At 69.8% G+C, this 22,178-nt stretch carries 23 protein-coding genes; 9 read left to right on the plus strand and 14 right to left on the minus strand.

What is annotated here, in order from left to right:
- The first annotated feature begins 165 nt into the window (after positions 1-165).
- Positions 166-594: an Lrp/AsnC family transcriptional regulator gene (locus EPO52_RS09030; protein ID WP_290804959.1), complete on the plus strand. Its 429-nt coding sequence runs from the start codon at positions 166-168 to the stop codon at positions 592-594.
- Positions 591-1,040: a GntR family transcriptional regulator gene (locus tag EPO52_RS09035; protein WP_290804961.1), complete on the plus strand. Its 450-nt coding sequence runs from the start codon at positions 591-593 to the stop codon at positions 1,038-1,040. The genes EPO52_RS09030 and EPO52_RS09035 overlap by 4 nt, the downstream gene beginning before the upstream one ends.
- Positions 1,041-1,080: 40 nt before the next feature.
- Here the strand turns inward: EPO52_RS09035 and EPO52_RS09040 are convergent, their stop codons facing one another.
- The gene (locus EPO52_RS09040) at positions 1,081-4,599 is read right to left on the minus strand and encodes a bifunctional proline dehydrogenase/L-glutamate gamma-semialdehyde dehydrogenase (RefSeq protein ID WP_290804964.1); all 3,519 of its coding nucleotides are present in this window, start codon (positions 4,597-4,599) and stop codon (positions 1,081-1,083) included.
- A 42-nt stretch (positions 4,600-4,641) separates the two neighbouring features.
- Here EPO52_RS09040 and EPO52_RS09045 point away from each other — a divergent pair, with 42 nt between their 5' ends.
- The gene (locus tag EPO52_RS09045) at positions 4,642-6,234 is read left to right on the plus strand and encodes an NAD(P)/FAD-dependent oxidoreductase (RefSeq protein WP_290804967.1); all 1,593 of its coding nucleotides are present in this window, start codon (positions 4,642-4,644) and stop codon (positions 6,232-6,234) included.
- A gap of 11 nt (positions 6,235-6,245) precedes the next feature.
- Here EPO52_RS09045 and EPO52_RS09050 read toward each other — a convergent pair whose 3' ends face one another.
- Positions 6,246-6,812, minus strand: a complete 567-nt coding sequence (locus EPO52_RS09050) for an acyl-CoA thioesterase (protein ID WP_290804970.1) — start codon at positions 6,810-6,812, stop codon at positions 6,246-6,248.
- A gap of 94 nt (positions 6,813-6,906) precedes the next feature.
- On the opposite strand from EPO52_RS09050, the gene EPO52_RS09055 reads away from it, so the two are divergent.
- Together EPO52_RS09055 and EPO52_RS09060 are read left to right on the plus strand one after the other, a co-directional pair.
- A complete protein-coding gene (locus EPO52_RS09055) occupies positions 6,907-7,836 on the plus strand; it encodes a rhodanese-related sulfurtransferase (RefSeq protein WP_290804972.1) in 930 nt (309 codons plus the stop codon).
- Between the two features lie 54 nt (positions 7,837-7,890).
- Entirely contained in the window at positions 7,891-8,730 is an 840-nt protein-coding gene (locus tag EPO52_RS09060) for an isocitrate lyase/phosphoenolpyruvate mutase family protein (protein WP_290804976.1), read from the plus strand.
- Here EPO52_RS09060 and EPO52_RS09065 read toward each other — a convergent pair.
- Positions 8,701-10,182: an LssY C-terminal domain-containing protein gene (locus tag EPO52_RS09065; protein WP_290804978.1), complete on the minus strand. Its 1,482-nt coding sequence runs from the start codon at positions 10,180-10,182 to the stop codon at positions 8,701-8,703. The genes EPO52_RS09060 and EPO52_RS09065 overlap by 30 nt on opposite strands.
- 110 nt (positions 10,183-10,292) lie before the next feature.
- Here EPO52_RS09065 and EPO52_RS09070 point away from each other — a divergent pair, with 110 nt between their 5' ends.
- Together EPO52_RS09070 and EPO52_RS09075 are read left to right on the plus strand one after the other, a co-directional pair.
- Positions 10,293-11,195, plus strand: a complete 903-nt coding sequence (locus EPO52_RS09070; protein WP_290804980.1) for an ATP-binding cassette domain-containing protein — start codon at positions 10,293-10,295, stop codon at positions 11,193-11,195.
- Positions 11,192-11,995: an ABC transporter permease gene (locus EPO52_RS09075; protein ID WP_290804983.1), complete on the plus strand. Its 804-nt coding sequence runs from the start codon at positions 11,192-11,194 to the stop codon at positions 11,993-11,995. The genes EPO52_RS09070 and EPO52_RS09075 overlap by 4 nt, the downstream gene beginning before the upstream one ends.
- Positions 11,996-12,018: 23 nt before the next feature.
- Here the strand turns inward: EPO52_RS09075 and EPO52_RS09080 are convergent, their stop codons facing one another.
- The 4 genes from EPO52_RS09080 to EPO52_RS09095 all read right to left on the minus strand — a co-directional run bounded on the left by EPO52_RS09080 (position 12,019) and on the right by EPO52_RS09095 (position 15,753).
- Positions 12,019-12,396, minus strand: coding sequence for a hypothetical protein (locus EPO52_RS09080; RefSeq protein WP_290804986.1), 378 nt, complete (start codon positions 12,394-12,396; stop codon positions 12,019-12,021).
- Positions 12,397-12,489: 93 nt separating this feature from the next.
- The gene (locus EPO52_RS09085) at positions 12,490-13,869 is read right to left on the minus strand and encodes a glutamate-1-semialdehyde 2,1-aminomutase (protein ID WP_290804988.1); all 1,380 of its coding nucleotides are present in this window, start codon (positions 13,867-13,869) and stop codon (positions 12,490-12,492) included.
- Positions 13,869-14,864, minus strand: coding sequence for a porphobilinogen synthase (gene hemB / locus EPO52_RS09090; RefSeq protein WP_290804991.1), 996 nt, complete (start codon positions 14,862-14,864; stop codon positions 13,869-13,871). The genes EPO52_RS09085 and hemB overlap by 1 nt, the downstream gene beginning before the upstream one ends.
- A 10-nt stretch (positions 14,865-14,874) precedes the next feature.
- A complete protein-coding gene (locus EPO52_RS09095) occupies positions 14,875-15,753 on the minus strand; it encodes an EamA family transporter (protein ID WP_290804994.1) in 879 nt (292 codons plus the stop codon).
- 39 nt (positions 15,754-15,792) lie between these two features.
- Between EPO52_RS09095 and EPO52_RS09100 the strand changes: the two genes are divergently transcribed.
- Both EPO52_RS09100 and EPO52_RS09105 read left to right on the plus strand, forming a co-directional pair.
- Positions 15,793-16,287, plus strand: coding sequence for a MarR family transcriptional regulator (locus tag EPO52_RS09100; protein ID WP_290804996.1), 495 nt, complete (start codon positions 15,793-15,795; stop codon positions 16,285-16,287).
- Between the two features lie 66 nt (positions 16,288-16,353).
- Complete coding sequence (locus EPO52_RS09105) at positions 16,354-16,986, plus strand: alpha-ketoglutarate-dependent dioxygenase AlkB (RefSeq protein ID WP_290804999.1); 633 nt, start codon at positions 16,354-16,356, stop codon at positions 16,984-16,986.
- Positions 16,987-17,200: 214 nt separating this feature from the next.
- Here the strand turns inward: EPO52_RS09105 and EPO52_RS09110 are convergent, their stop codons facing one another.
- The 7 genes from EPO52_RS09110 to EPO52_RS09140 form a co-directional block, all read right to left on the minus strand.
- Positions 17,201-17,983 carry a uroporphyrinogen-III synthase gene (locus EPO52_RS09110; RefSeq protein WP_290805002.1) on the minus strand — a complete coding sequence of 261 codons (783 nt, stop codon included), beginning with the start codon at positions 17,981-17,983 and terminating at the stop codon, positions 17,201-17,203.
- Positions 17,980-18,945 carry a hydroxymethylbilane synthase gene (hemC, locus tag EPO52_RS09115; protein WP_290805005.1) on the minus strand — a complete coding sequence of 322 codons (966 nt, stop codon included), beginning with the start codon at positions 18,943-18,945 and terminating at the stop codon, positions 17,980-17,982. The genes EPO52_RS09110 and hemC overlap by 4 nt, the downstream gene beginning before the upstream one ends.
- A gap of 17 nt (positions 18,946-18,962) precedes the next feature.
- Positions 18,963-20,183: a ferrochelatase gene (locus EPO52_RS09120; protein ID WP_290806177.1), complete on the minus strand. Its 1,221-nt coding sequence runs from the start codon at positions 20,181-20,183 to the stop codon at positions 18,963-18,965.
- 38 nt (positions 20,184-20,221) lie between these two features.
- The gene (gene hemQ / locus EPO52_RS09125) at positions 20,222-20,968 is read right to left on the minus strand and encodes a hydrogen peroxide-dependent heme synthase (protein WP_290805008.1); all 747 of its coding nucleotides are present in this window, start codon (positions 20,966-20,968) and stop codon (positions 20,222-20,224) included.
- 64 nt (positions 20,969-21,032) lie between these two features.
- Positions 21,033-21,317: a DUF3618 domain-containing protein gene (locus EPO52_RS09130; protein WP_290805011.1), complete on the minus strand. Its 285-nt coding sequence runs from the start codon at positions 21,315-21,317 to the stop codon at positions 21,033-21,035.
- Positions 21,314-21,721, minus strand: coding sequence for a phage holin family protein (locus tag EPO52_RS09135; protein WP_290805014.1), 408 nt, complete (start codon positions 21,719-21,721; stop codon positions 21,314-21,316). Before EPO52_RS09135 ends, EPO52_RS09130 begins: the two co-directional genes overlap by 4 nt.
- 16 nt (positions 21,722-21,737) lie before the next feature.
- Complete coding sequence (locus EPO52_RS09140) at positions 21,738-22,154, minus strand: YtxH domain-containing protein (protein ID WP_290805016.1); 417 nt, start codon at positions 22,152-22,154, stop codon at positions 21,738-21,740.
- Positions 22,155-22,178 lie beyond the last annotated feature (24 nt).

Below are 22,178 nucleotides of genomic sequence, written 5' to 3' on the forward strand. Positions count from 1 at the left end.
CGTGACGCCGCTCCGGGCGCCGACATTCAGGCACGCCGCGTGCAGAGCCCCGATCGGGGACTCGTTCTCCCGGCGCATCTGTGCTTTCCGCCGTTTCTCGCCACAGCGTGGCCGAAATCGGCCTGACTGCGAGAAGAGCGCAAGAAACGGGCGTAGCATCGCGGGATGGACGCTTTGGACCACCGGATCATCGACCTGTTGAAAATCAACTCACGCAGTGGCTACGGCGACATCGGGCAGGTGATCGGGCTCTCCGCCTCGGCCGTGAAACGTCGCATCGACAGGCTCGTGGCCGACAACGTGATCACGGGATTCACGATCCAGCTGAACCCCGCCCTCGACGGCACCGTCACCGAGGCGTACGTCGAGCTCTTCTGCCGCGGCACCGTCGCCCCGGCCGAGCTCAAACGCATTCTGTCGGGGGTGCCCGAAGTGGTCGACGCGGGCACCGTCACCGGAAGCGCCGACGCGATCGTGCACATCCGTTCGCGCGACATCCCGAGCCTCGAGGATGCGCTGGAGCGGGTGCGGATCGCCCCGAACGTCGATCACACGCGCAGCGCGATCGTTCTGTCGAACCTGATCCGGCGATGAAGGCTGCCACGACCCGCGCCTCTGGTGGCGGGGCCACCCCGGGTGGAACCCTCGGTCTCGGAATCGATCTCGTGATCGACCAGGGAGGGGAGTCGGCCGCACCGGTGGTGGCGCCGTTCGAGCAGGTGCGCGTGCAGCTCCGGGATGCGATCACGGCCGGCACCCTCGCCGCGGGAGTGCGTCTGCCGACCGTGCGCGCCCTCGCCACCGAACTCCACCTGGCCACGAACACGATCGCCCGGTCGTACCGCGAGCTCGAGGCCGACGGCGTGATCGAGACGCGAGGGCGTCTGGGTTCATTCGTGGCGGCGACGGGGTCGCCCGTGCACCGCGAGATGCAGGTGGCGGCACGCGCCTTCGCCGACCGCATCACGGCCCTCGGCGCGGATCCGGCCGAGGCCCTCCTGCTCGCGGCCTCCGCTCTCGGCGTACGCGAAGCCGGCTGAAGACCGCTCCGCCCCTGCACGAGAACCCGGGCCTCACGGCCTACTCGAACAGGGCGTCCATCAGCACGCTCGGATTGCCGAAACGGTGGTTGGTGACGCTCACCACCTGCTCCACGAGGAACGGCAGCAGTTCGATGCGACCCGCGCGCGTGACCTCCCCGGCGTACACGGCCAGGTCGGGCGAACCACCGAGGGCCACGGCGAGCGCCCCCGCGTCTCCGCCGATCAGACGGATGCGCGACACCTCCCCGAGATACTCCGGCACCCGCGCCAGCCAGGCCGAGTCGTTCTCGATCACGACGCGCACCCCGCGCTCTTTCAGCAGCAGGCGCAGCGGCTTCGGCAGCTTCAGCGCCGAGCTCAGCGTCACCGTGGAGCGGGCGAGGGTCGCTGCGGCCAGGACGCGCACCAGCTCGTGCAGGGGCGAACCCTCGGAGAGCCTCACCACGACGGGGACGGGCAGGTACCGCAGCACGTTGAGCTCGACGCCGAGCTGCGACTCGTCGCGCGCGGCGAAAGTGCTCGACCAGGCGGCCTGGTCGCTCTTCGCGCCCCTCCGTGCGAGGTCGAAGTCGCTCCACTCGAGCCCGCCGGTCGAGGCCTCCAGCAGCTGCACCACCCGCGGCTCCAGCCCGGCGAGACTCAGACCGTCACTGGCGTCTCCCGGGTCGTTGCGCCAGCGCCCGAGGTGCACGAGGTAGTTCGGCCCTCCGGCCTTCGCCCCGGCGCCGACGGACGACCTCTTCCATCCGCCGAAGGGCTGCCGCCGCACGATCGCACCCGTGATGCCCCTGTTGACGTAGAGGTTTCCGGCCTCGACCGTCGCCAGCCACTGGTCGATCTCGAGGGCGTCGAGCGAGTGGATGCCCGCGGTGAGGCCGTAGGGCACGGCGTTCTGCATCTCGACGGCCTTCTCGAGGGTCGGCGCCTGCATGATGCCGAGCACCGGCCCGAAGTACTCCGTGAGGTGGAACGCGGTTCCCGGAAGCACACCGTCGCGCACGCCCGGTGACCACAGCCGGCCGCTGTCGTCGAGGCGCCGCGGCTCCACCAGCCAGCGCTCTCCGGCACCCAGGGTGGTGAGCGCCTCGGCCAGCTTGCCCGAGGCCGGCTCGATGAGCGGCCCCATCTGCACCGACGGGTCATCCGGGTACCCCACGCGGAGCGACGTGACCGCGTCGACGAGCTGCCGCGCGAACCGCTTCGACTGCGCCACCGAGCCCACCAGGATGACGAGACTCGCTGCGGAGCACTTCTGCCCGGCGTGCCCGAACGCGCTCTTCACGACATCCGCCACCGCGAGATCGAGGTCGGCGCTCGGGGTGACGACGATGGCGTTCTTGCCGCTCGTCTCGGCGAGGAGCGGCAGATCGGGCCGCCAGGAGCGGAACAGGGCCGCGGTGTCGTATGCGCCGGTGAGGATGAGGCGGTCGACCCGGGCATCCGACATCAGGCGCCGGCCCAGGTCGCCCTCATCGACGTCGACGAGCACGAGCAGTTCGCGGGGGATGCCCGACTCCCACAGGGCCTCGGCCAGCACCGCGGCAGAGCGCTTCGCCTGCGGAGCGGGCTTGATGATCACGGCACTGCCCGCCGCGAGGGCCGCGAGCACCGAACCTGCGGGAATCGCCACCGGGAAGTTCCACGGCGGTGCGACGACGGTGAGTGTCGACGGCTCGAACACGGCGCCTTCGACCGCATCGAGTTCGACCGCGGTGTGCGCGTAGTAGTTCGCGAAGTCGATGGCCTCGCTCACCTCGGGGTCGCCCTGGTCGATCGTCTTGCCGGTCTCGGCGGCCATGACCTCGACGAGGCGGTCGCGGTTGGACTCCAGCGCATAGCCCGCCCGGCGGATGAATCCGGCGCGATCGGAGGCGGGCCGCGCCCCCCACGCCCGGCCCGCGATGATGGCGCCCTGCACGATGGCCTCGAGGGCGGCCTCCTGGTCGACGCGCGCCGCCTCGATGGTGGCGAGGCCGAGTGCCGAACCGGGAACCCGGGCCAGGATGCGCGCACCCCACACCCGGTTCGCGAGAAGGGATGGATCGGTGTCGGCCGCGTTGTGGAAGGCGGCGGTGGCGGGCTCGATGTCGCCGCTGAGCCGGTCTTGCCGTCGGTTCGGCAGGGGCGCCGGGGCGTCGGCGCCCTGCACGGCCGCCTCCTCCTCGGTTGCTCCGAGCCCCGCGAGCGAGAGCAGGAAGCGGTCGCGCTCGGTGGCGAATGCCGCCGGATCCGATGCCAGGTCGAACACCGACGACATGAAGTTCTCGTCGCTGGCGTTCTCCTCGAGGCGCCGCACGAGGTAGCCGATGGCCACATCGAACTCGGCGGGCGCGACCACCGGTGTGTAGAGCACCAGCCGGCCGACCGTGGCCCGCACGGCGTCGGCCTGCGCCGTGGCCATGCCGAGCAGCATCTCGAAGTCGACGGCATCCGTGACACCACGCTGACCCGCGAGGAGCCACGCCCACGCGATGTCGAAGAGGTTGTGGCCGGCGACTCCGATGCGCACCGCATCGGTGTGCTCGGGGCGCAGCGCCCAGTCGAGCACACGCTTGTAGTTGGTGTCGGTATCGACCTTCGCCCCATAGGTGGCCAGCGGCCAGTCGTGCAGCGCCGAGTCGACGCGCTCGAGAGCGAGGTTGGCACCCTTCACCACACGCACCTTGATGGGCGCGCCGCCTCGGGAACGCCGCTCTGCCGCCCACACCTGCAAGCCCTGGAGTGCCCCGAGCGCGTCGGGAAGATAGGCCTGAAGCACGATGCCGCCCTCGAAGTCAAGGAAGTCGGGCTCGTCGAGCACGCGCTTGAACACCGCGATGGTGAGGTCGAGGTCTCGATACTCCTCCATGTCGAGGTTGATGAACTTGCGCGGACCATCGTCGCCCACCAGCCCCTTGCGCGCCGCGACGCGATAGAGCGGGATGAGGCTCTGCGCGACGCGTTCGACCGTCTGCTCGAACCCCCACATCGAGAGATCGGCTGCGATCGACGAGACCTTCACCGACACGTAGTCGACATCGTCACGCTGCAGCAGCTCGCGCGTGCCCTCGAGCCGATTGCCCGCCTCCCGGTCGCCGAGCACCGCCTCACCGAGCAGATTGATGTTGAGCCGCACGCCACCCTGCCCCGAGCGGGCGCGCAGGGCCGCGACCGCTGGCCCGAACTTCGCGGGCCGGGCGTCGACGATCAGGTGCCCCACCATCGACCGGAGCACTCGCCGCGCAATCGGCACCACGACGCCTGGCAGCGCCTCGCCGACCACTCCGCCGGCCTGCACCGCCGAGCGCAGGTACCACGGCAGGAACCGCGGAACCCGCTTCGCGAGCAGCCCGAGATTGCGGGCCGCGACCGTGAGGTCTTCGGGACGGGCGACGCCGTCGACGAAGCCGACCGTGAAGCCGAGGCCGTCGGGGTCTTTCAGCACGCCGGCCAGCCGGGCCGCCGAGGGATCGACCGCCGCGCTCCGGCTCTCGTCGAGCCACCGGCGTGCCAGCTCGACCGCCTCGCGCCCCAGGTCTGCGGAGGCGGCGGGAGGGGTGACGAGGGGCTCGGACATGCTTCGACAATAGATCGTGACACGCCGCATTAGGCTCAAGGCATGCGAGCTGTGGATGACTTCGACGTCATCGTCATCGGTGGAGGACACAACGGCCTGGTCGCCGCGGCCTACCTCGCCCGGGCCGGCCGCAGGGTCTGTCTGCTCGAACGGCTGGAGGATGTCGGGGGCGCCGCGGTCTCCACATATGCGTTCGAGGGAATGGATGCGAAGCTCTCCCGCTACTCCTACCTCGTGAGTCTCCTCCCGCAGAAGATCGTCGACGAGCTCGGTCTCACGATCGAACTCCGCCGTCGCCGGTATTCGAGCTACACCCCCCTCCCCGGCAGCGATCTCGGCCTCCTGATCGACAATGACGACCCGGACGCGACCCGAGCCTCCTTCGATGCGCTCGGCTCCTCCTCCGATGCGCTCGCCTTCGACGCCCTCGGTGCCGACCTGCTCCGTGTGGCCGCCGCGCTCTGGCCCACCGTCACCGAACCGCTGCCCACCCGCTCGGAGGTGAAGCGGATGCTGGCCGACGACGCACTCTGGGCCGACCTGGTCGAGCGGCCCATCGGCGCGATGATTCGCGAGCGGTTCGCCGATGACCTCGTGCGAGGGGTCGTGGCCACCGACTCCCTCATCGGCACCTTCGCCTCGCTCGACGACCCCTCACTGATCCAGAACATCTGCTTCCTGTATCACGTGATCGGCCGCGGCACCGGGGACTGGGATGTGCCCGTCGGCGGCATGGGCGCCGTCACCGGTGAGCTCGCGCGAGCGGCACGGGAAGCGGGTGTGGACATCCGCACCGGCGTGGAAGTCGTCGCGGTCACCCCGGAGGGCCGAGTCGACTTCCGCGACTCCGATGGCGTCACGAGAGCGCTCACGGCCACCCGTCTCCTGGCGAACGTCGCTCCGACCGTGCTGGCGGGTCTCCTCGGCGATCGCGACATTCCCTCAGCGGAATACGCCGCATCCGATGCTCCCGAGGGTGCTCAGGTCAAGGTGAACATGCTCCTGAAGCGGCTTCCCCGGCTCCGGGACCCGTCGGTCGAACCGGCCGCGGCGTTCGGCGGCACGTTCCACATCAATGAGCTCGCCAGCCAGCTCGAGCGCGCGCACGAGCAGGCCGCCGACGGGAGAATCCCGCATCCTCTCCCCGCGGAGATCTATTGCCATTCGCTCACCGATCCGAGCATCCTGTCGCCCGAGCTGCAGGAGACGGGCGCCCAGACGCTCACGGTGTTCGGACTGCACGTGCCGCACCGCCTGGTGGCCGAGGGAGTCGCCGATGCGGCGGCGCTCCAGACCGCCATCGTCGCGTCGCTCGACAGCGTGCTCGCGGAGCCGATCTCCGACCTGCTCCTCACCGATGCGAACGGCGCCCCCTGCATCGAGACGAAGACCACCGCCGACCTCGAGCGCACCCTCGGCATGCCCGGGGGCAACATCTTCCACGGCCCGCTGAGCTGGCCGTTCCTCGACGACGATGAGCCCCGCGGCACGGCCGCCGAGCGCTGGGGTGTCGCGACGGCGCACGAGCGCATCCTGATCTGCGGATCGGGCTCACGCCGTGGCGGCGCGGTCTCCGGTCTGGGCGGCCACAGTGCGGCCATGGCCGTGCTCGACGACGACCTCGACCGCGGCTGACCCGCGGCCCCTCACTCCCACACGCTGGGCGCGCTCGCCTTGCTCGGCGGCAGCTGGGCGGAGGCGCCCCACTCCGACACCCACGAGGGCAGGCTCCGCCCGTCGGGCGCGACACCGGCGAGCTCGGTGAGCTCGGCCACGCTCACGACGCCACCCGACTTCTTGAGGAACCGTGCACGGATGAAGGCCTGCGAATACACCTCGCCGGCGACCGTGAAACGCTGCTCGACGTAGATGGCCTTCTCGTCGAACCCGAGCACCCGCGTCTCGATGTCGAAACGCTGCCAGAGCTGCAGCGACCGCCGGAAGCTGATGGTCTCCGACACCACCACCGGGTACCAACCCTGCGCGCTCAGCACCGCCCACATGCCGCTGCGCAGCATCAGGTCGAGCCGGCCGATGTCGAGCAGGGACAGGTACACGCCGTTGTTCATGTGCCGCAGCACGTCGAGGTCGGTGGGCAGCACCCGGAACGGGGTGGTTGCCACATCCCACATCCCGACCCGCGAACGGAAGGGGGAGCGGAGGCGCTGGAACAGCGTTCTGAAGAAGAAGTGCACGAGCCTGATCGTAGACATCCTCCGAGCAGATCCGTATCTGTACTGCGGACTCCTACGACTCCGGATGCTCGACGCGCGCGGATCACGCAGCACCGGCCACTAAAATCGCCGGGTGGCCATCCCGAAGATCATCCTCTACTACGTCTTCACGCCCGTGGCCGATCCGCAGGCCGTGCGGCTCTGGCAGCGCGACCTGTGCGAATCGCTCGGGTTGCGCGGTCGCATCCTGATCTCGGCCGATGGCATCAACGGCACGCTCGGCGGCGAGCTCGACGCCGTGAAGCGCTACCTGCGCAAGACCCGCGAGTTCGCGCCCTTCCGCGACCTCGATGCGAAGTGGAGCGAGGGCACGGCACTCGAGGAGGAGCCGGCATCCGTGCACACCGTCTACCGCGCGAGCACCGATTTCCCGCGGCTCAGTGTGAAGGTGCGCGACGAGATCGTGAGCTTCGGGGCGCCCGGCGAGCTGAAGGTCGACGCCTCAGGAGTCGTCGGGGGCGGCACGCGGTTGAGCCCGCGGGAGCTGCACGCCCTGGTCGAGCAGACCGAGGCCGAGGGCGATGAGCTCGTGTTCTTCGACGGCCGCAACGCCTTCGAGGCCGAGATCGGCCGCTTCCGAGGCGCGGTGGTGCCCGATGTGGCCACCACCCGCGACTTCGTGCGCGAGCTCGACAGCGGCCGGTACGACCACCTCAAGTCGAAGCCGGTGGTGACCTATTGCACCGGCGGCATCCGCTGTGAGGTGCTGTCGTCGCTGATGGCGGCACGGGGATTCGAGCGGGTGTTCCAGCTCGAGGGCGGCATCGTGCGGTACGGCGAGGAATACGGCGACAAGGGACTCTGGGAGGGGTCGCTCTACGTCTTCGACCGGCGCGGCTCGATCGCCTTCTCCCCCGACGCCGCCGTGCTGGGGCACTGCATGGTGTGCGATGCCTCGACGTCGTCGCTGCAGAACTGCGCCGATGCCTCCTGCCGTGCGCAGCTCGTCGTGTGCCCCGACTGCAACCTCTCCTCCACAATCTTCTGCCCTGAGCATTCCTGAACCGATCCCTCCACGGGAGGTTGACCGCTCGCGCGGTAGACGTAGGCTCGCCCCATGAGCCAGCCTTCTTCTCACGACGCCCCCGATCCCTCCGACCCGCGGGTCGCGCATCCGAGCCATGAACTCGTGCACGACCGAGCCGATGATCTGCTCGGTCTGCACACCGCTCCCGAGATCCTCACGCTCGTGAACGTCTGGGATGTGGCGAGTGCCCAGGTCATCGCCGATCTGCCCGAGACGAAGGCGCTGGCCACAGCGAGTCACGGCATCGCCGCCTCCTACGGCTACGAAGACGGGGAGCACATCCCACTCGACCTGATGATCGAGGCCGTCGGCCGCATCGCGCTCGCCACGTCACTCCCGGTGTCGGCAGACCTCGAGGGCGGCTACGGCGATGCCGGCGAGACCGTGCGCCGCGCCATCGGCGTCGGCGTGGTGGGCGCGAACATCGAAGACCAGATGCGGCCGCACATCGAGTCGGTCGAGAACGTGGCCGAGGTCATGAAGGCCGCCGAGGCGGAGGGCGTGCGCTTCGTGCTGAATGCGCGAACGGATGCGCTGCTCCGCCGCGGCGACCGGCCTCTGGAGGAGGCGGTCGACGACGCCATCGAGCGGGGGCGCGCGTATCTCGACGCAGGCGCCACGTGCATCTTCGTGCCCGGCCTCATCGATGAGCACCTCGCCGAGCGACTGGTGGAGGGGATCGGATGGCTCAAGGTGAGCGTGATCGGGGTTCCCGGTGCGCTCAGCCCTCAGCGCTACCAGGAGCTCGGTATCGCGCGGATCTCGTATGGGCCGTGGCCTCAGCGGGTGGCACTCACCGCACTGCAGGAGTCGGCGCTGACGCTGTACGCCGGAGGTGATCTACCGCCCGGTACCCAGACTCTCACCTGAGCCCAACGCCGGGAGGCGGCGGGCATTGCGGCGGCCCACGCGGGCGAGCCTGCGGGCGAGAGCGCGCTGGTGAGAGAAGCGGCGCGCATCCGTTCCCGAGAGGGCCAGGAGCACCAGCACGTCGAACGAGAGGCCACCCAGGTTGGTCTGCAGAGTGATCTGCGGGCCGCCGTTGATGAAGTCGACCGCTGTCACCAGGATGGCGGCCGAGCTGATGCCCATCGCGGCGAACCGGGCCCAGTTGTGCCCGTGGTAGATGAGATAGGCGAGCACCGAATACAACGCGCTGATGAGGAGGGCGATGGTGACGAAGATGGCGGTGACGAGCGAGGTGAGATAGCGCGCGTCATCCGGAGTCAGGGCGCCCGTGAAGGCCCGGAAGTCGAGCTGGCCGTCGCCGATCGAGAAGGCCACCACCGCTGCGGCGGCGAGCGCCGCGAGAACACGCAGCACCATGAGGAGCACCCCGAGGTAGAGCGACGTGGGCCGGCGGGTGCCGGCGATGGGCGACTCCGTGAACACGGCGGACGGCGTCGGTGCCACAGGCTGCTCGGCGACGGTGGGGCGGCCGGAGCCCTCGACGTCCCAGGTGCTGACGCGGCGGAGGTCGACCACGGGCAGGTCGCCGTCGGTGATGATGGCGTCGCCCCCGCCGTTCACGTGGTGATACCCGGTGGAGAAGTTGCGGATCAGCTTGACCCGGGCGTCGTCGTTGCCCTCCACCAAGGTGGTCACGATGTGGTCGCGCTCCTTGTCGGTCTCCTTGTCGATGCGGTGCGTGACCTGGAGCGTGAAGAAGGAGATACCGATGCTGCGGTCATACGTGCCGGCGGCCAGCCAGTCGGCCTTGTGCCCGCCGGGCAGCAGCCATCCCTTCGGGCAGCGCCAGAACCGCACGTGGTGCCGCTTCGAGGGGTTGCCCGACACCTCCTGCTGGTAGGTGAAGTCCTGCACGTTGCCGAAGAGGTAGAGCCGCGACACCGGGGCGCCCGGATAGCTGCGGCGCAGCAGCGTGCCACGAACGGTGCGCAGGGCGGAGGTGAGCCCCATGTCGTCGGCCCGGTGCCAGCCGGCTCGCACCATTGCCTCGTGGATCTGCTCCTCCGAGCCGCGAAGCGCGATGTTGATGGGGTCGCCGAGGAGGCCCTCGCGGGTGCGGGCGCGGCCGATGAAGTAGTCCGGAACGTAGAACAGGGTCAGGATGCTGTGCACCCGGGGCAGCAGCAGGTACGCCACCACCACCCAGAAGATGAGGAGGAACCAGAGCTGCTGCCACCCCCGCGCGAACGACTCCGTCACCACCAGGAAGGCGAGCCAGCCGGTTGAGACCGTGCCGAAGAGGAAGAAGAGACTGTCGACCACCAGGCCGACGGAACCGCGGAAGGTACGGCGGCGGATGTGCTCGACGAACCCGGCGTCTTCGAGAGCGTCGTCGGTGCCGGCATCGGCCATCTCGTCGCATCCTCTCTCTCGCTCGTGACAACGTCCGACCACCACCCTAGGCTGGACATACGCGGCGAACCCGCATGTTCCACCCCCGGACACCGATAGGACAGTGAGAAATGCCCACCGGCGTACCCATCGAATTCGCCCACGTGACGAAGTCGTTCGGCGCCGTCGACGCGGTCTCCGACCTGAGCTTCACCGTCGAGCCGGGGCAGGTCACGGGCTTTCTCGGCCCCAACGGAGCCGGTAAGACCACCAGTCTGCGCATGCTGCTCGGCCTCGTCACCCCCACGTCGGGCACCGCGACGTTCGGTGGCACCACCTACGGGCGCCTCGGTTCGCCGCTCACCACGGTGGGCGCGTCGCTCGAGGCCGCGAGCTTCCACCCCGGCCGTTCGGCACGCAATCATCTCGCGGTCTACGCGCAGGCGGCCGGCCTGCCCTCGACCGCTCCGGATGCCGCGCTCGAGAAAGTGGGACTGGGCGCCTACGGAGCACGCCGGGTGGGCGGGTATTCGCTCGGCATGCGGCAGCGCCTCGGGCTCGCGTTCGCCCTGCTCGGTGACCCGAGCGTGCTCGTGCTCGACGAACCCATCAACGGCCTCGACCCTGAGGGCATCAAGTGGATCCGCCTGCTCCTGCGCGGCATGGCCGCCGAAGGACGCACGGTGCTGATCAGCTCCCACCTCCTGAGCGAGGTGCAACAGACCGTCGACGACGTCATCATCATCTCGCACGGCAAACTGGTGCACCGCGGAGAGCTCTCGAGTCTTGACGTCTCCGATTCGAAGCAGGTGCAGGTGAACGCCGACGACCGCGAGAGACTGGCCGAAGTCATCCGTTCTGCCGGATTCGAGGTGGCGAATCTCCGCTCCGGAGTGCTCGTCGAGAACGCCGACGCCGCCGCCATCGGGCGCCTCGCCTTCGACGCCGGCATCCCGCTCACCGCGCTCTCGCAGAAACGCACCGGGCTCGAGGAATCGTTCCTCACGCTCGTGGGAGAGGAGGGGGCCCTGTGAACATCGTCGCCTCTCTCCGCTCGGAGATCACGAAGCTCACCAGCACGCGGCTGTGGTGGGTTCTGGCCGTCATCATGGTGGGCTACGTCGCACTCTGCGCAGGCGGGCTCGCCGCCATCCTGTCGGGCGTCGGCACGCAGGCGGGTGCACCCGTGCTGTCGGATGCGCAGCTCCCGCCCCTCATCTACAGCTTCGCGACATCCGTCGGCTACGTCTTCCCGGTTCTGCTCGGGGCCCTCGCGGTGACGAGCGAGTTCCGCTTCCAGTCACTCACTCCGACCTTCCTCGCCACACCGCGCCGCGGCACCGTGCTCGCCGGCAAGATGACCGCCCTCGTGCTGGCCGGGGCGATGTTCGGTGTGCTCGCGCTCGTGGCCTCGATGGGAGCGGGTGCTGCCGTGCTCGGCGCGTTCGGCATCGATCCTCAACTCGGCTCGCCCGACACCTGGGCGTTCGTGGGCCGCTCGATCCTCGCCATGGCTCTCTGGGCCGCCATCGGCGTCGGGCTCGGCGCGCTCGTGCCGAGCCAGATCGCGGCGATCGTGATCGTGCTCGCATTCACCCAGTTCCTCGAACCGCTGTTGCGGTTCGGCGCGAGCATCACCGACTGGTCGGCGGCGATCGGCAAGTTCCTGCCGGGTGCCGCATCCGATGCCCTGGTGGGATCGAGCATCTTCACACTCACGTCGGGCGGCGGCACGCAGCTCGAGTGGTGGCAGGGTGCGCTCGTGCTCGCGGCGATCGCGGCGGTGGCCACGGCGATCGGGTACTTCACGAGCTGGCGGCGCGACGTCTCCTGACACACCCTGCCCCTCCGCGAGGTTCAGGAGTCGATGATCTCCGTGCCCTCGGTGGGAGGCAGGCGCAGGGCGCGCAAGAGCTCGATTGAGTGCGCCGTGGTGATGATGAGGCGCGAGAACTCCTGCCCGTCGAGGTCGATCACCACCGACGTGCGGGTGCCCTTCACGAGCAGGAAGTCTTTGCCGTCGTGGAACTTCCAGGTGCCCACGGCGAGCGTGAGCGGAATCGCCGCACCAGGGGCCCGGATGCCGCGCACCCACACCCACGGATCGTCGGTGAGGGCGGCCGAACGAATGCTCTCCAAAGGCACCACGATGTCGGTGCGGCGGAACGAGAGCATCTTCTCGGCGCGCGTCAGACGGATCTCGAGGCGATCGGTGTGGACGAAGAGAACGGCCATGGCTCTATCCTGCCGTGGCTTGCCTGAAGAACGGCAGGGTTTGGCCCCGAGACGTATATAACGATTCGGGAATCTACACCGAAGGCCGCATCCTCAGTCGGCGGGCCGGGCTGCGGCAGCCGCTGCGGCCGCGGCCGGGAGTGCCTCGAGGATGCGGGCCAGGGCCGCCTCGTCGTGCGCCGCCGAGACGAACCACGCCTCGTACACCGAGGGCGGAAGCGAAACGCCCGCGTCGAGCATCGCGTGGAAGAACGGCGCGTACCGGTAGCCCTCCTGCGCCTGCACATCGCGGTAGTCGCGCGGGGCGACGGATGACCCGAAGGTGAAGCTGAAGAGGTTGCCCGCGCGCTGCACACTGTGCTCGACCCCCGCGCCCGACAGTGCGTTCGACACCGCCTCCGAGACGGTGGCGGCCGTCGCATCGAGCGCTGCGTAGACCGATGCGTCGGCCAGGCGCAGCGTCGTGAGCCCGGCGGCCACCGCCACCGGATTGCCCGAGAGCGTTCCGGCCTGGTAGACGGGGCCGAGCGGTGCGAGGTGATCCATCACGTCGGCGCGACCGCCGAGCGCGGCCAAGGGCATGCCACCGCCCACGACCTTGCCGAACGTCACGAGGTCGGGCACGTAGGCGGGCACGTGACGTGCATCGGGGGCATCCTGGTGCACTTCGGCGACGGGGGATCCCGCATTCTCGAGCCCCCACCAGCCCGCCGGGCCGACACGGAAGCCGGTCAGCACCTCATCGACGATCAGCAGGGAGCCGTGCGCGTGCGCGATGTCGGCGAGCGCGGCGTTGAAGCCGGGAGCGGGGGGAACCACGCCCATGTTGGCGGGGGCGGCCTCCACGATGATCGCCGCGATGGCGTCGCCGCGGCTGGCGAAGAGCTCGCGCACGGCGCCGAGGTCGTTGTAGGGCAGCACGATGGTGAGGGCTGCGACATCCGCCGGCACACCCGCGGAAGCGGGCAGGGCGAGAGTGGCGAGGCCCGAGCCGGCCTCGGCGAGCAGCGAGTCGGAGTGGCCGTGGTAGTGCCCGGCGAACTTCACGAGCACGTCGCGGCCGGTGAAACCGCGGGCGAGGCGGATGGCCGTCATGGTGGCCTCCGTGCCCGTCGAGACGAGCCGCAGCTTCTCGATCGGATGCACGCCACCGGCCACCACGCGCTCCCGAACGAGCTCGGCCAGGTCGGTCTCGGCCGGGGTGGTGGCGCCGAACGAGAGACCCCGGGAGGCGGCATCCTGAACCGCGGCGACGACCTCCGGATGCGCGTGCCCCAGGATCGCCGGACCCCACGACGACACCAGGTCGACGTACTCCACCCCCTCGGAGTCGGTGACGTAGGGCCCGCGCGCCGACACGAGGAAACGGGGCGTGCCGCCCACCGATCGGAACGCCCGCACGGGCGAGTTGACTCCGCCCGGGATGGAGCGCTGGGCTCGGTCGAACTCGGCGGCGTTGGTGGTGCGGGTCATCACAGCCCCTTCAGGGTGCGGGCGAGCTCGGTGGCCCAGTAGGTGAGAACGGCCTCGGCGCCGGCGCGGCGGATGCCGAGCACCGACTCGAGAACGGCGCGGTCGCGGTCGATCCAGCCGTTGGCTCCTGCGGCCTCGATCATGGCGTACTCGCCGGAGACCTGATAGGCCCACACCGGCACGGGAACAGTGGCGGAGACGTCAGCCAGGAGGTCGAGGTAGCTCATCGCCGGCTTGACCATGACGATGTCGGCGCCCTCCTCGACGTCGAGCACGGCCTCCCGGAGACCCTCGCGCCGGTTGGCGGGGTCGAGCTGGTAGGTCTTACGGTCGCCGCGGAGGGTCGAGCCGACCGCCTCGCGGAAGGGGCCGTAGAAGGCGCTCGCGTATTTCGCCGCATAGGCGAGCAGGGCGACATCCTGGAACCCGTCGGCGTCGAGGGCGGCGCGCACGGCGGCCACCTGACCGTCCATCATGCCGGAGAGGCCGAGCAGCTGGGAGCCGGCGCGAGCCTGTTCGACCGCCATGTCGCGGTAGCGCACCAGGGTGGCGTCGTTGTCGACGGAGCCGTCGGGGGCGAGCACCCCGCAGTGGCCGTGATCGGTGAACTCGTCGAGGCAGAGGTCGGTCTGAACGACGAGGGCATCGCCCACCTCGGCGGCCACGACGCGTGTCGCGGCGTTCAGCACGCCATCGGGGTCGGTGGCGGCGGTGCCGGCAGCATCCTTCACGTCGTCGGCCGGCACTCCGAAGAGCATCACGCCGCCCAGACCCACCTCGGCCGCTTCCACCACCGCGGCGCGCAGGCTGTCGAAGGTGTGCTGCACCACGCCGGGCATCGACTGGAGCGGGAGCGGCTCGACGATGTCGTCGCGCACGAAGAGCGGCAGGATCAGCTGAGCAGCATCGATGCGGGTCTCGGCCACCAGGCGGCGCATCGCGGGGGTGCGGCGGAGGCGCCTCGGTCGGATCTCGGGAAAGGAGCCGGATGTCATGACCTCCAGTTTAGGTCGTGGTGTGCGTGCGCCGCCGCTGCCCGAGCAGCACACCCACGATCACCAGGGCCGTGCCGACCAGCTGGCGCGGCCCGAACGGCTCGGCGGCGACGAGCACGCCGAGCAGCACCCCCGTGACCGGGTTGAGCAGGCCGATCAGCCCCACGGATCCGGCCGGCAGGTGACGGAGCCCGGTGAACCAGGCCACGAAGGCGAGCGCGGTCGCGACCACCGAGACGTAGGCGAAACCGGCGAGCGCCGGGCCGTCGAGAGCGGGCGGCGGGCCCTCGATCAGCACGGCGAACGGCACCAGGAGCAGTCCACCGGCGACGAGTTGCCACGACGTGAGCGCGATGGTGGAGGGAGCGGATGCCCCATCCGGAGCCGCGGCCCACCGCTTCGTCAGCACGAAGCCGGTCGACGAGAGGAGCATCGCGGCGAGCGAGGCGGCCACTCCCCAGGGGTCGATGGCCGCGCCGCCGCCGAGAAGCATCACGCACACACCGGCGAAACCGACGATCGCACCCACGACGGGAAGCAGTGCGGGCCTCTCGCGCAGCAGGGGCCACGCCAGCAGCATCAGCACGCCGGCCGAGGTCGCCATGATGGTCGAGGCCACACTCGAGGGGAGCAGCTGCGAGGCCACGTAGATGAGAACGAAGAAGGCACCGACATTGAGGGCGCCGAGCACGAGGGACTTCCACCACCAGGAACCGCGGGGCATCCGGCGGGCGAGGAGCAGGAGGATGATGCCTGCCGGGAGAGCGCGAAGCGCGGCGCCCCAGAGCGGGCTGTCGAGAGGGAGGAACTGGCGGGTGACGAAGTAGTTCGACCCCCACGCCACAGGGGCGATCGCGGTGATGAGCACCCAACGCCATTTGCCTTCCATGGAAGCTACTATACCTTCCGAGGAAGCTATTGTGGACTCATGGCCATGAATCCCGACCACGTCTCGCGCATCCAGTCGGAGTGGGCTCGGGAGCGACCCGACCTCGACGTCTCGCCGCAGGGCCTGATCGGCCGCCTCCACCGCTTGGCTGGACACCTCACCGAGGAGCTCGTGGCCGTCTATGCCCACCACGGCCTCGGCGAGGGCGAGTTCGACGTGCTCGCCACGCTGCGGCGGGCGGGCGCCCCGTACGAGCGGGCACCCGGCGAACTGGCGGAGCACACCATGGTGACCACGGGCGCCATGACGAAGCGCATCGACCGCCTGGCTTCGGCCGGGCTCGTCGAGCGCCGCGCCGCCGTGGGCGACGGCCGCCGACGCATCGTCGCACTCACGCCGCCCGGGCTCCGCACGATCGATGCCGCTTTCACCGACCACATGGCCAACGAGCATCGGCTCGTCGCCGCACTCTCCCCGGCCGACCGAGCTGCCCTCGAGCCGATCCTCACCCGCTGGCTCGAGCACTACGAATAGCAGGCCGCCGGGTCAGGCGATCGTCGCGATCGAACATACTTTCGAAACTCGGGCTAGGGTGGTGCCATGAACATCGACTTCCAGAGCTCGCTCTTCGACGACCTCGATGCCGATCCCGGGCTCGAGTCGCTCGCGGGTGAGGTGCAGCGCACCGAGCTCGGGGCCGGTGCGTGGGTCGACCTCCGGCCCGGCTGGGTGAGCAACTCCGATGCCCTGTTCGAACGGCTCGCGCTCGACGTTCCCTGGCACGCCGACCAGCGCGAGATGTACGACCGGGTGGTCGACGTGCCTCGACTGGTGTCGCACTTCGGCGCGGGCAGCCTGTACCCCGACCTCGTTCTCACCCGGGCACAGGATGCGCTCAACGACTTCTACGGGCGCCCACCGGGCCAGGTGTTCTCCACCGCCGGCCTCTGCTTCTACCGCACGGGCGACGACAGTGTCGCCTGGCACGGCGACCGCGTGGGGCGCGCCATCGATCGCGACACCATGGTGGCGATCGTGTCGGTGGGCGCGGCACGCACGCTCTCCGTTCGTCCGAAGGGCGGTGGTGAGACGATGCGCTTCCCGGTGGGGCACGGCGACCTCGTGGTGATGGGCGGCAGCTGCCAGCGCACGCATGAGCACGCCATCCTGAAGACCAAGCAGGCCGTCGGCCCGCGCATCAGCATCCAGTTCCGTCCGGTCTGGCCGCGCTGAGGGCGCCGGCCCGCCCGGCCGGTACCCGCCTCCGACTTGCCACAAACTGTTGCCCCCGGCCATCAGTTGCCACAAGTTGTGGCAACCCGCCGCCCGCGGCGGCGCCCACCCCACCCGCTCAAGCCGCCCCGCGGACACAGCCACTTGCCGCCAAGTGTTGCCTGCAGGAGGGAGTTGCCACATCGTGTGGCAACTGGGGGAGTGAGGGGCGGCGTCAGTCGGCGCGACGGGCGTTCGCGACCTCGATGACCGCGTTGATGAGCGACTCCGACGAGCGGCCCTTCGCGATCACGTCGACGCGCAGCCCGTAGGCGCGAGCGTCTTCCGCGGTGCGCGGACCGATCGCCGCCACCAGCGTCGATTCCGGCACGGGGCCCAGCTGTCGCTGCACCTGCTCCGCCACCGATCCGGATGTCACGAACACCGCGTCGATCGCACCCGCAGCGATATCGGCCCTGATCTGCGGATCCACCTCGACCCCGATGGTGCGGTACGCCACGACCGATTCGACCGTGTGCCCCCGCGCGATGAGCCCCTGCGTGAGCACCGGCTTCGCGATGTCGCTGCGCAGCGTCAGCACGCGCAGTTCGGGCCCGAACTGCTCGAAGCGCTTGAGCTCACGCAGCAGGCCCTTCGCCGAATTGTCTTCCGGCGGCACGAGGTCGACCTTGTAACCGGCCGCGGTGAGCGCCGCCGCCGTGGTCTCGCCGACCGCCGCGATGTGCGTCTCGGGCGGCACCACCGCCTGGTGTGCGGTCAGCACGTCGACCGTGGTCGCGCTCGTCATGGTGAGCCAATCGAACGAGCCGGCAGCCAGGGCGGCGAGCGCTCGCTCGAGGGTCTCCGAGTCATCCGTGGCTGCGAAGTTGATCATGGGCGCCACGATCGGCTTCGCGCCGACCGCCCTCAGGTCGGCCGCGACCCCATGACCCCACGGGCCACCGCGCGGCACCAGGATGCGCCACCCCCCGAGCGGACGTTGCGACCACGCGGTCATTCCGTACCACCAGGCCAGTTGTCGTCGCGGAGCTCGGCGGCCGGACCCACCGGAGCCAGCTCGGCGGCGCCGTCTTCGAGAAGTTGGGTCGCCACGGCCTGTCCGAGCAGCTCGGCCACGAGGTGGTCGTCACCCAGGAGATCGGCGCTGCGCTCGCATCCGAGTTCCGCCTCCCCGTCGGCCTGGTACACCGTGGCCGACAGGGCGAGCGAGTCGCCGGTGACGACCGCCGTGGCACCGATGGGAGCCGCGCACCCGGCCTCGAGGGCAGCGAGCACCGAGCGCTCGGCCAGAACGGCCGTGCGCGTGGGCGTGTGTTCGATGCTCAGAAGCTCGGGAATGCTGTCTCCCTCTCGGGTCTCGATCGCGAGCGCACCCTGACCCGGTGCAGTCGGCCAGATGTCGAGCGCGAAGAGTTCGGATGCTTCGTCTAGCCTACCCAGCCTGGCGAGCCCTGCGGACGCGAGCACCACGGCATGCAGATCGCCCTCGCGAACCCGGCCCAGTCGGGTGTCGACGTTGCCCCGGATGTCGACGATCTCGAGATCGGGCCGCAACGCGAGCAACTGCGCCACCCGCCGCGGCGACCCGGTGCCCACCCGAGCGCCCTCCGGCAGCTCGTCGAGAGTGAGACCGTCGCGGGTGCAGAGCGCATCACGCGGATCTTCGCGCTCGGGCACGGCGCCGATCACGAGTCCCTCGTAGGGCGCGGTGGGCAGGTCTTTCAGCGAGTGCACGATGAGATCGCAGTCGCCGGCCAAAAGCGCTTCGCGCAGAGCGCTCGCGAACACACCCGTGCCCCCGAGGCTCGCGAGCGACTCCGTGGAGCGATCGCCCTCGGAGGTGATGATGACGGTCTCGATCTCCACGCCGGTGGCCTCCCGGAGCGCCGCCACGACGTGCCCCGTCTGCGCGCGCGCCAGAGCGCTTCCGCGAGTGGCGACTCGGAGGGTTCTCGTCACGTCGGATCCTCCCGCGCTCAGGGGGCGATTCCGGAGAGGGCGGGCTTGAACCCGAGCCGCACGTTCTCGCAGCATCCGGGGCGGCACACGTCGTACCACGGGCCGAGGCCGGTGACCGCCGGGCGATCGGCCGTCGGGGTGCCGTCGCGGCGCTCGAGAACGAGGTCGACGAGACCGGTGACGTAGGCGGGGTCGACGCCGGGCGTCGGTGTGCGCAGGCCGAACAGGCCGTGCTCGGCGCAGGTGGTGAGCGCCTCGTTGTCGAGGTCCCACATCACCTCCATGTGGTCGCTCACGAAGCCGAGCGGCACGATCACCACGGCTTTCACGCCGCGCGCGGGCAGTTCGGCGATGGCGTCGTTGATGTCGGGCTCCAGCCAGGGCTGCGTCGGCGGGCCCGAGCGCGACTGGTACACGAGCTGCCACGGGATGTCGATCGTGGCCCCGATCTCGGATGCTCCTCCCGAAGCGAGCGCGCCCGCGGCATCCGCGAGTTCCACACCCGCCGTCGCCGCGAACATCACGACCTCGGCCACGGCCTTGTGCTGGGCCGCGTAGGCGCCGTCCGGTCCGAAGCCCCGGAACGCGGGGCCCGAGCGCTCGGCGTCGGCGCTGGGGATGGAGTGCGTGGTGAACAGCACCTCCACCTCGCGCGTGAGATCGATGCCCTCGAACGTCTGCTGGATCTGCTCGAGTGCCGCCACGAGCCCGGTCACGAACGGCTGCACGAATCCGGGGTGGTCGAAGAACTGCCGCACCTTGTCGATGGTGATCTCACCCGCGAGACCTGTCTCGTCGAGGGCGATCGCGAAGTCTTCGCGGTACTGCCGGCAGCTCGAGTACGAGCTGTAGGCGCTCGTGGCCACGGCGATCAGCGACCGGTAGCCGCGCTCGTGCGCCTCGGTGAGTGCATCCCGGAGGTACGGGTCCCAGTTGCGGTTGCCCCACAGCACGGGCAGGTCGATGCCGCGCGACGCGATCTCGGCCTCGAGGGCGAGCTTCAGCTGGCGGTTCTGTGCATTGATGGGGCTCACGCCGCCGAACGCGCGGTAGTGGTGGGCCACCTCCTCGAGCCGCTCGTCGGGGATGCCCCGGCCGCGGGTGACGTTGCGGAGGAAGGGGATGACGTCGTCCTGTCCCTCCGGCCCGCCGAAGGAGGCCAACAGGATGGCGTCGTAGGCCACCGGCTCGGTGACGTGCTCCGGGCCGCTCACGGCGGCGGGGCTGGCCCCGAGCACCACGACGGGCGACTCGGGGGCAGAGGTCGTGGGGTCGCTCACTGCAGCACCTCGAGGATCTCGGCGATCTCGATGCGCCGCCCCGTGAAGAACGGCACCTCCTCGCGCACGTGCAGGCGCGCCTCCGTCTGCCGGAGGTGACGCATCAGGTCGACCAGGTTGGTGAGCTCGTCGTCTTCGAGGGCGAGGATCCACTCGTAGTCGCCGAGCGCGAAGGAGGCCACCGTGTTGGCGAGCACCGAGCGGTACTGGGCCCCCTTGCGACCGTGGTCGGCGAGCATCGCGCGCCGTTCGTCTTCGGGCAGGATGTACCACTCGTACGAGCGCACGAACGGATACACCGTCAGCCAGGCGGCCGGCTCCTTGCCGCGCATGAACGCGGGCAGGTGGCTGGCAGAGAACTCGGCGTCGCGGTGCACGCCCATGGCGTTCCAGACCGGGAGCAGCGGGGTGAAGACCCGGGTGCGGCGGAGCTGCCGCAGCGCCCACTGGAGCGTCTCGGGCACGCTGCCGTGCATCCACACCATGATGTCGGCGTCGGCGCGGAGCCCCGACACGTCATAGATGCCACGCACCATCACGTCTTCGGCCTCGATGGACTCGATGGCCTGGTCGATCTCGGCCAGCGCATCCGGAGCATCGCTGCCGTCGACGGCCAACGGCAGCGCGGGGTTGCGGCGCAGGACCGCCCAGAGCGTGTACCCGAGCGCCGGAACCTCTTCGGAGTCCTCGACGTCGCGGGCGGTGTATTCGGTGTTCGTGTCGACTGTCGGGTCGTCAGTCATGATCCTTCTTCGTTGTCGGTGCGGGTGGTTCTGAACCGCGGCTGCGGACCGGTCGGTCGCCGGGCTACTTCTTGGCGGCGGAGCGGAAGCCCAGGAAGGCGGCCCCGCCCACGGCGACCACGGCCGCCGCTACCCCTACGGCGAAGCCCACCGGGTTCTGTGCTCTGAACCGCCGCACTCGGCCGGCCACCCGATGGGCGGCGTGCCGGGCCTGCTTCGGCAGGTTCAGCTTGAACTCGATGGCGTCGAGGGTGGCGCGCAGATCGGCCCTGGTCTTCTCGATGTCGGCGTGCAGCTGGGCCTGCGAGCGCTGAGGGGCTTCGGGGGTGACCTTCTGTGCGTCGCTCATGACCGACCCAATCCCTTGACGACGTTGATGTCTTTCTTGATGCTCGTGATGGCGTCTTCGGGGATGGGCGGAACGCCCTTCTTGACCGAGGAGACCCCCACCAGCACCAGGATGACCGCGAGCAGAAGCAGTGCCACCGCCACGATCAGTGCGGCGAGCCAGGCGGGCAGGACCGTGGCGATTCCGAGAACGGCCGCGGCGATCAGCGTCGCAAGCGCGAAGAACGCGAACAGAGCGGCCGCCACGAACAGGCCGATGCCGATGCCGAGCTTCGCCAGACGCGACGTGAGTTCGCGTTTGAGGTTCTCGATCTCGTCTTTGAGGAGCTGCACGACGAGGGTGGGCACCTCGGCGAAGAGAGAGGCCAGGGAACGGCGTGCGCGCTTGTCGCGTTCTTCGGTCACAGCGTGCGGCTCCTTGTTATTCGTCGGACTCGGATGCGGCGGAGGCCGCAGGCTTCGATGCCGCGGGCTTCGATGCCGCCGGCTTGGCCGCGGGCTTCTTCGGAGCGGCTTTCGGGGCTGCCTTCGTCGTGGTGGCAGACCGCGTCGCTGCCGCCTTCGTCGACCCGCCGCGCGCCTGCTGAGGGCTGGAGAGGGGCTCGCGGCCGATGAGAGCGCCGAGCGCATTGCGCGCCTTCTGCGACAGATCGGCCTTCACCTGGTCTACGCGCGACCCCGCGAAACTCTGAACAGACTGCACGCCCGACTGAACAGCCGGGATGTTCCAGACCTTCTCGGCACCCGCCTTGATCTGCTCGTAGCGCTCGCGCCCGGCGCGTGTACCGAGCACGTAGCCCGTGGCCAGCCCGACCACGAAGATGAACTTTCCGCGCATTACGAACTCCGTATCGATCGTGTG

Origin of the sequence: Herbiconiux sp. (genome assembly GCF_004297105.1) — a bacterium.
Taxonomy (GTDB): domain Bacteria; phylum Actinomycetota; class Actinomycetes; order Actinomycetales; family Microbacteriaceae; genus Herbiconiux.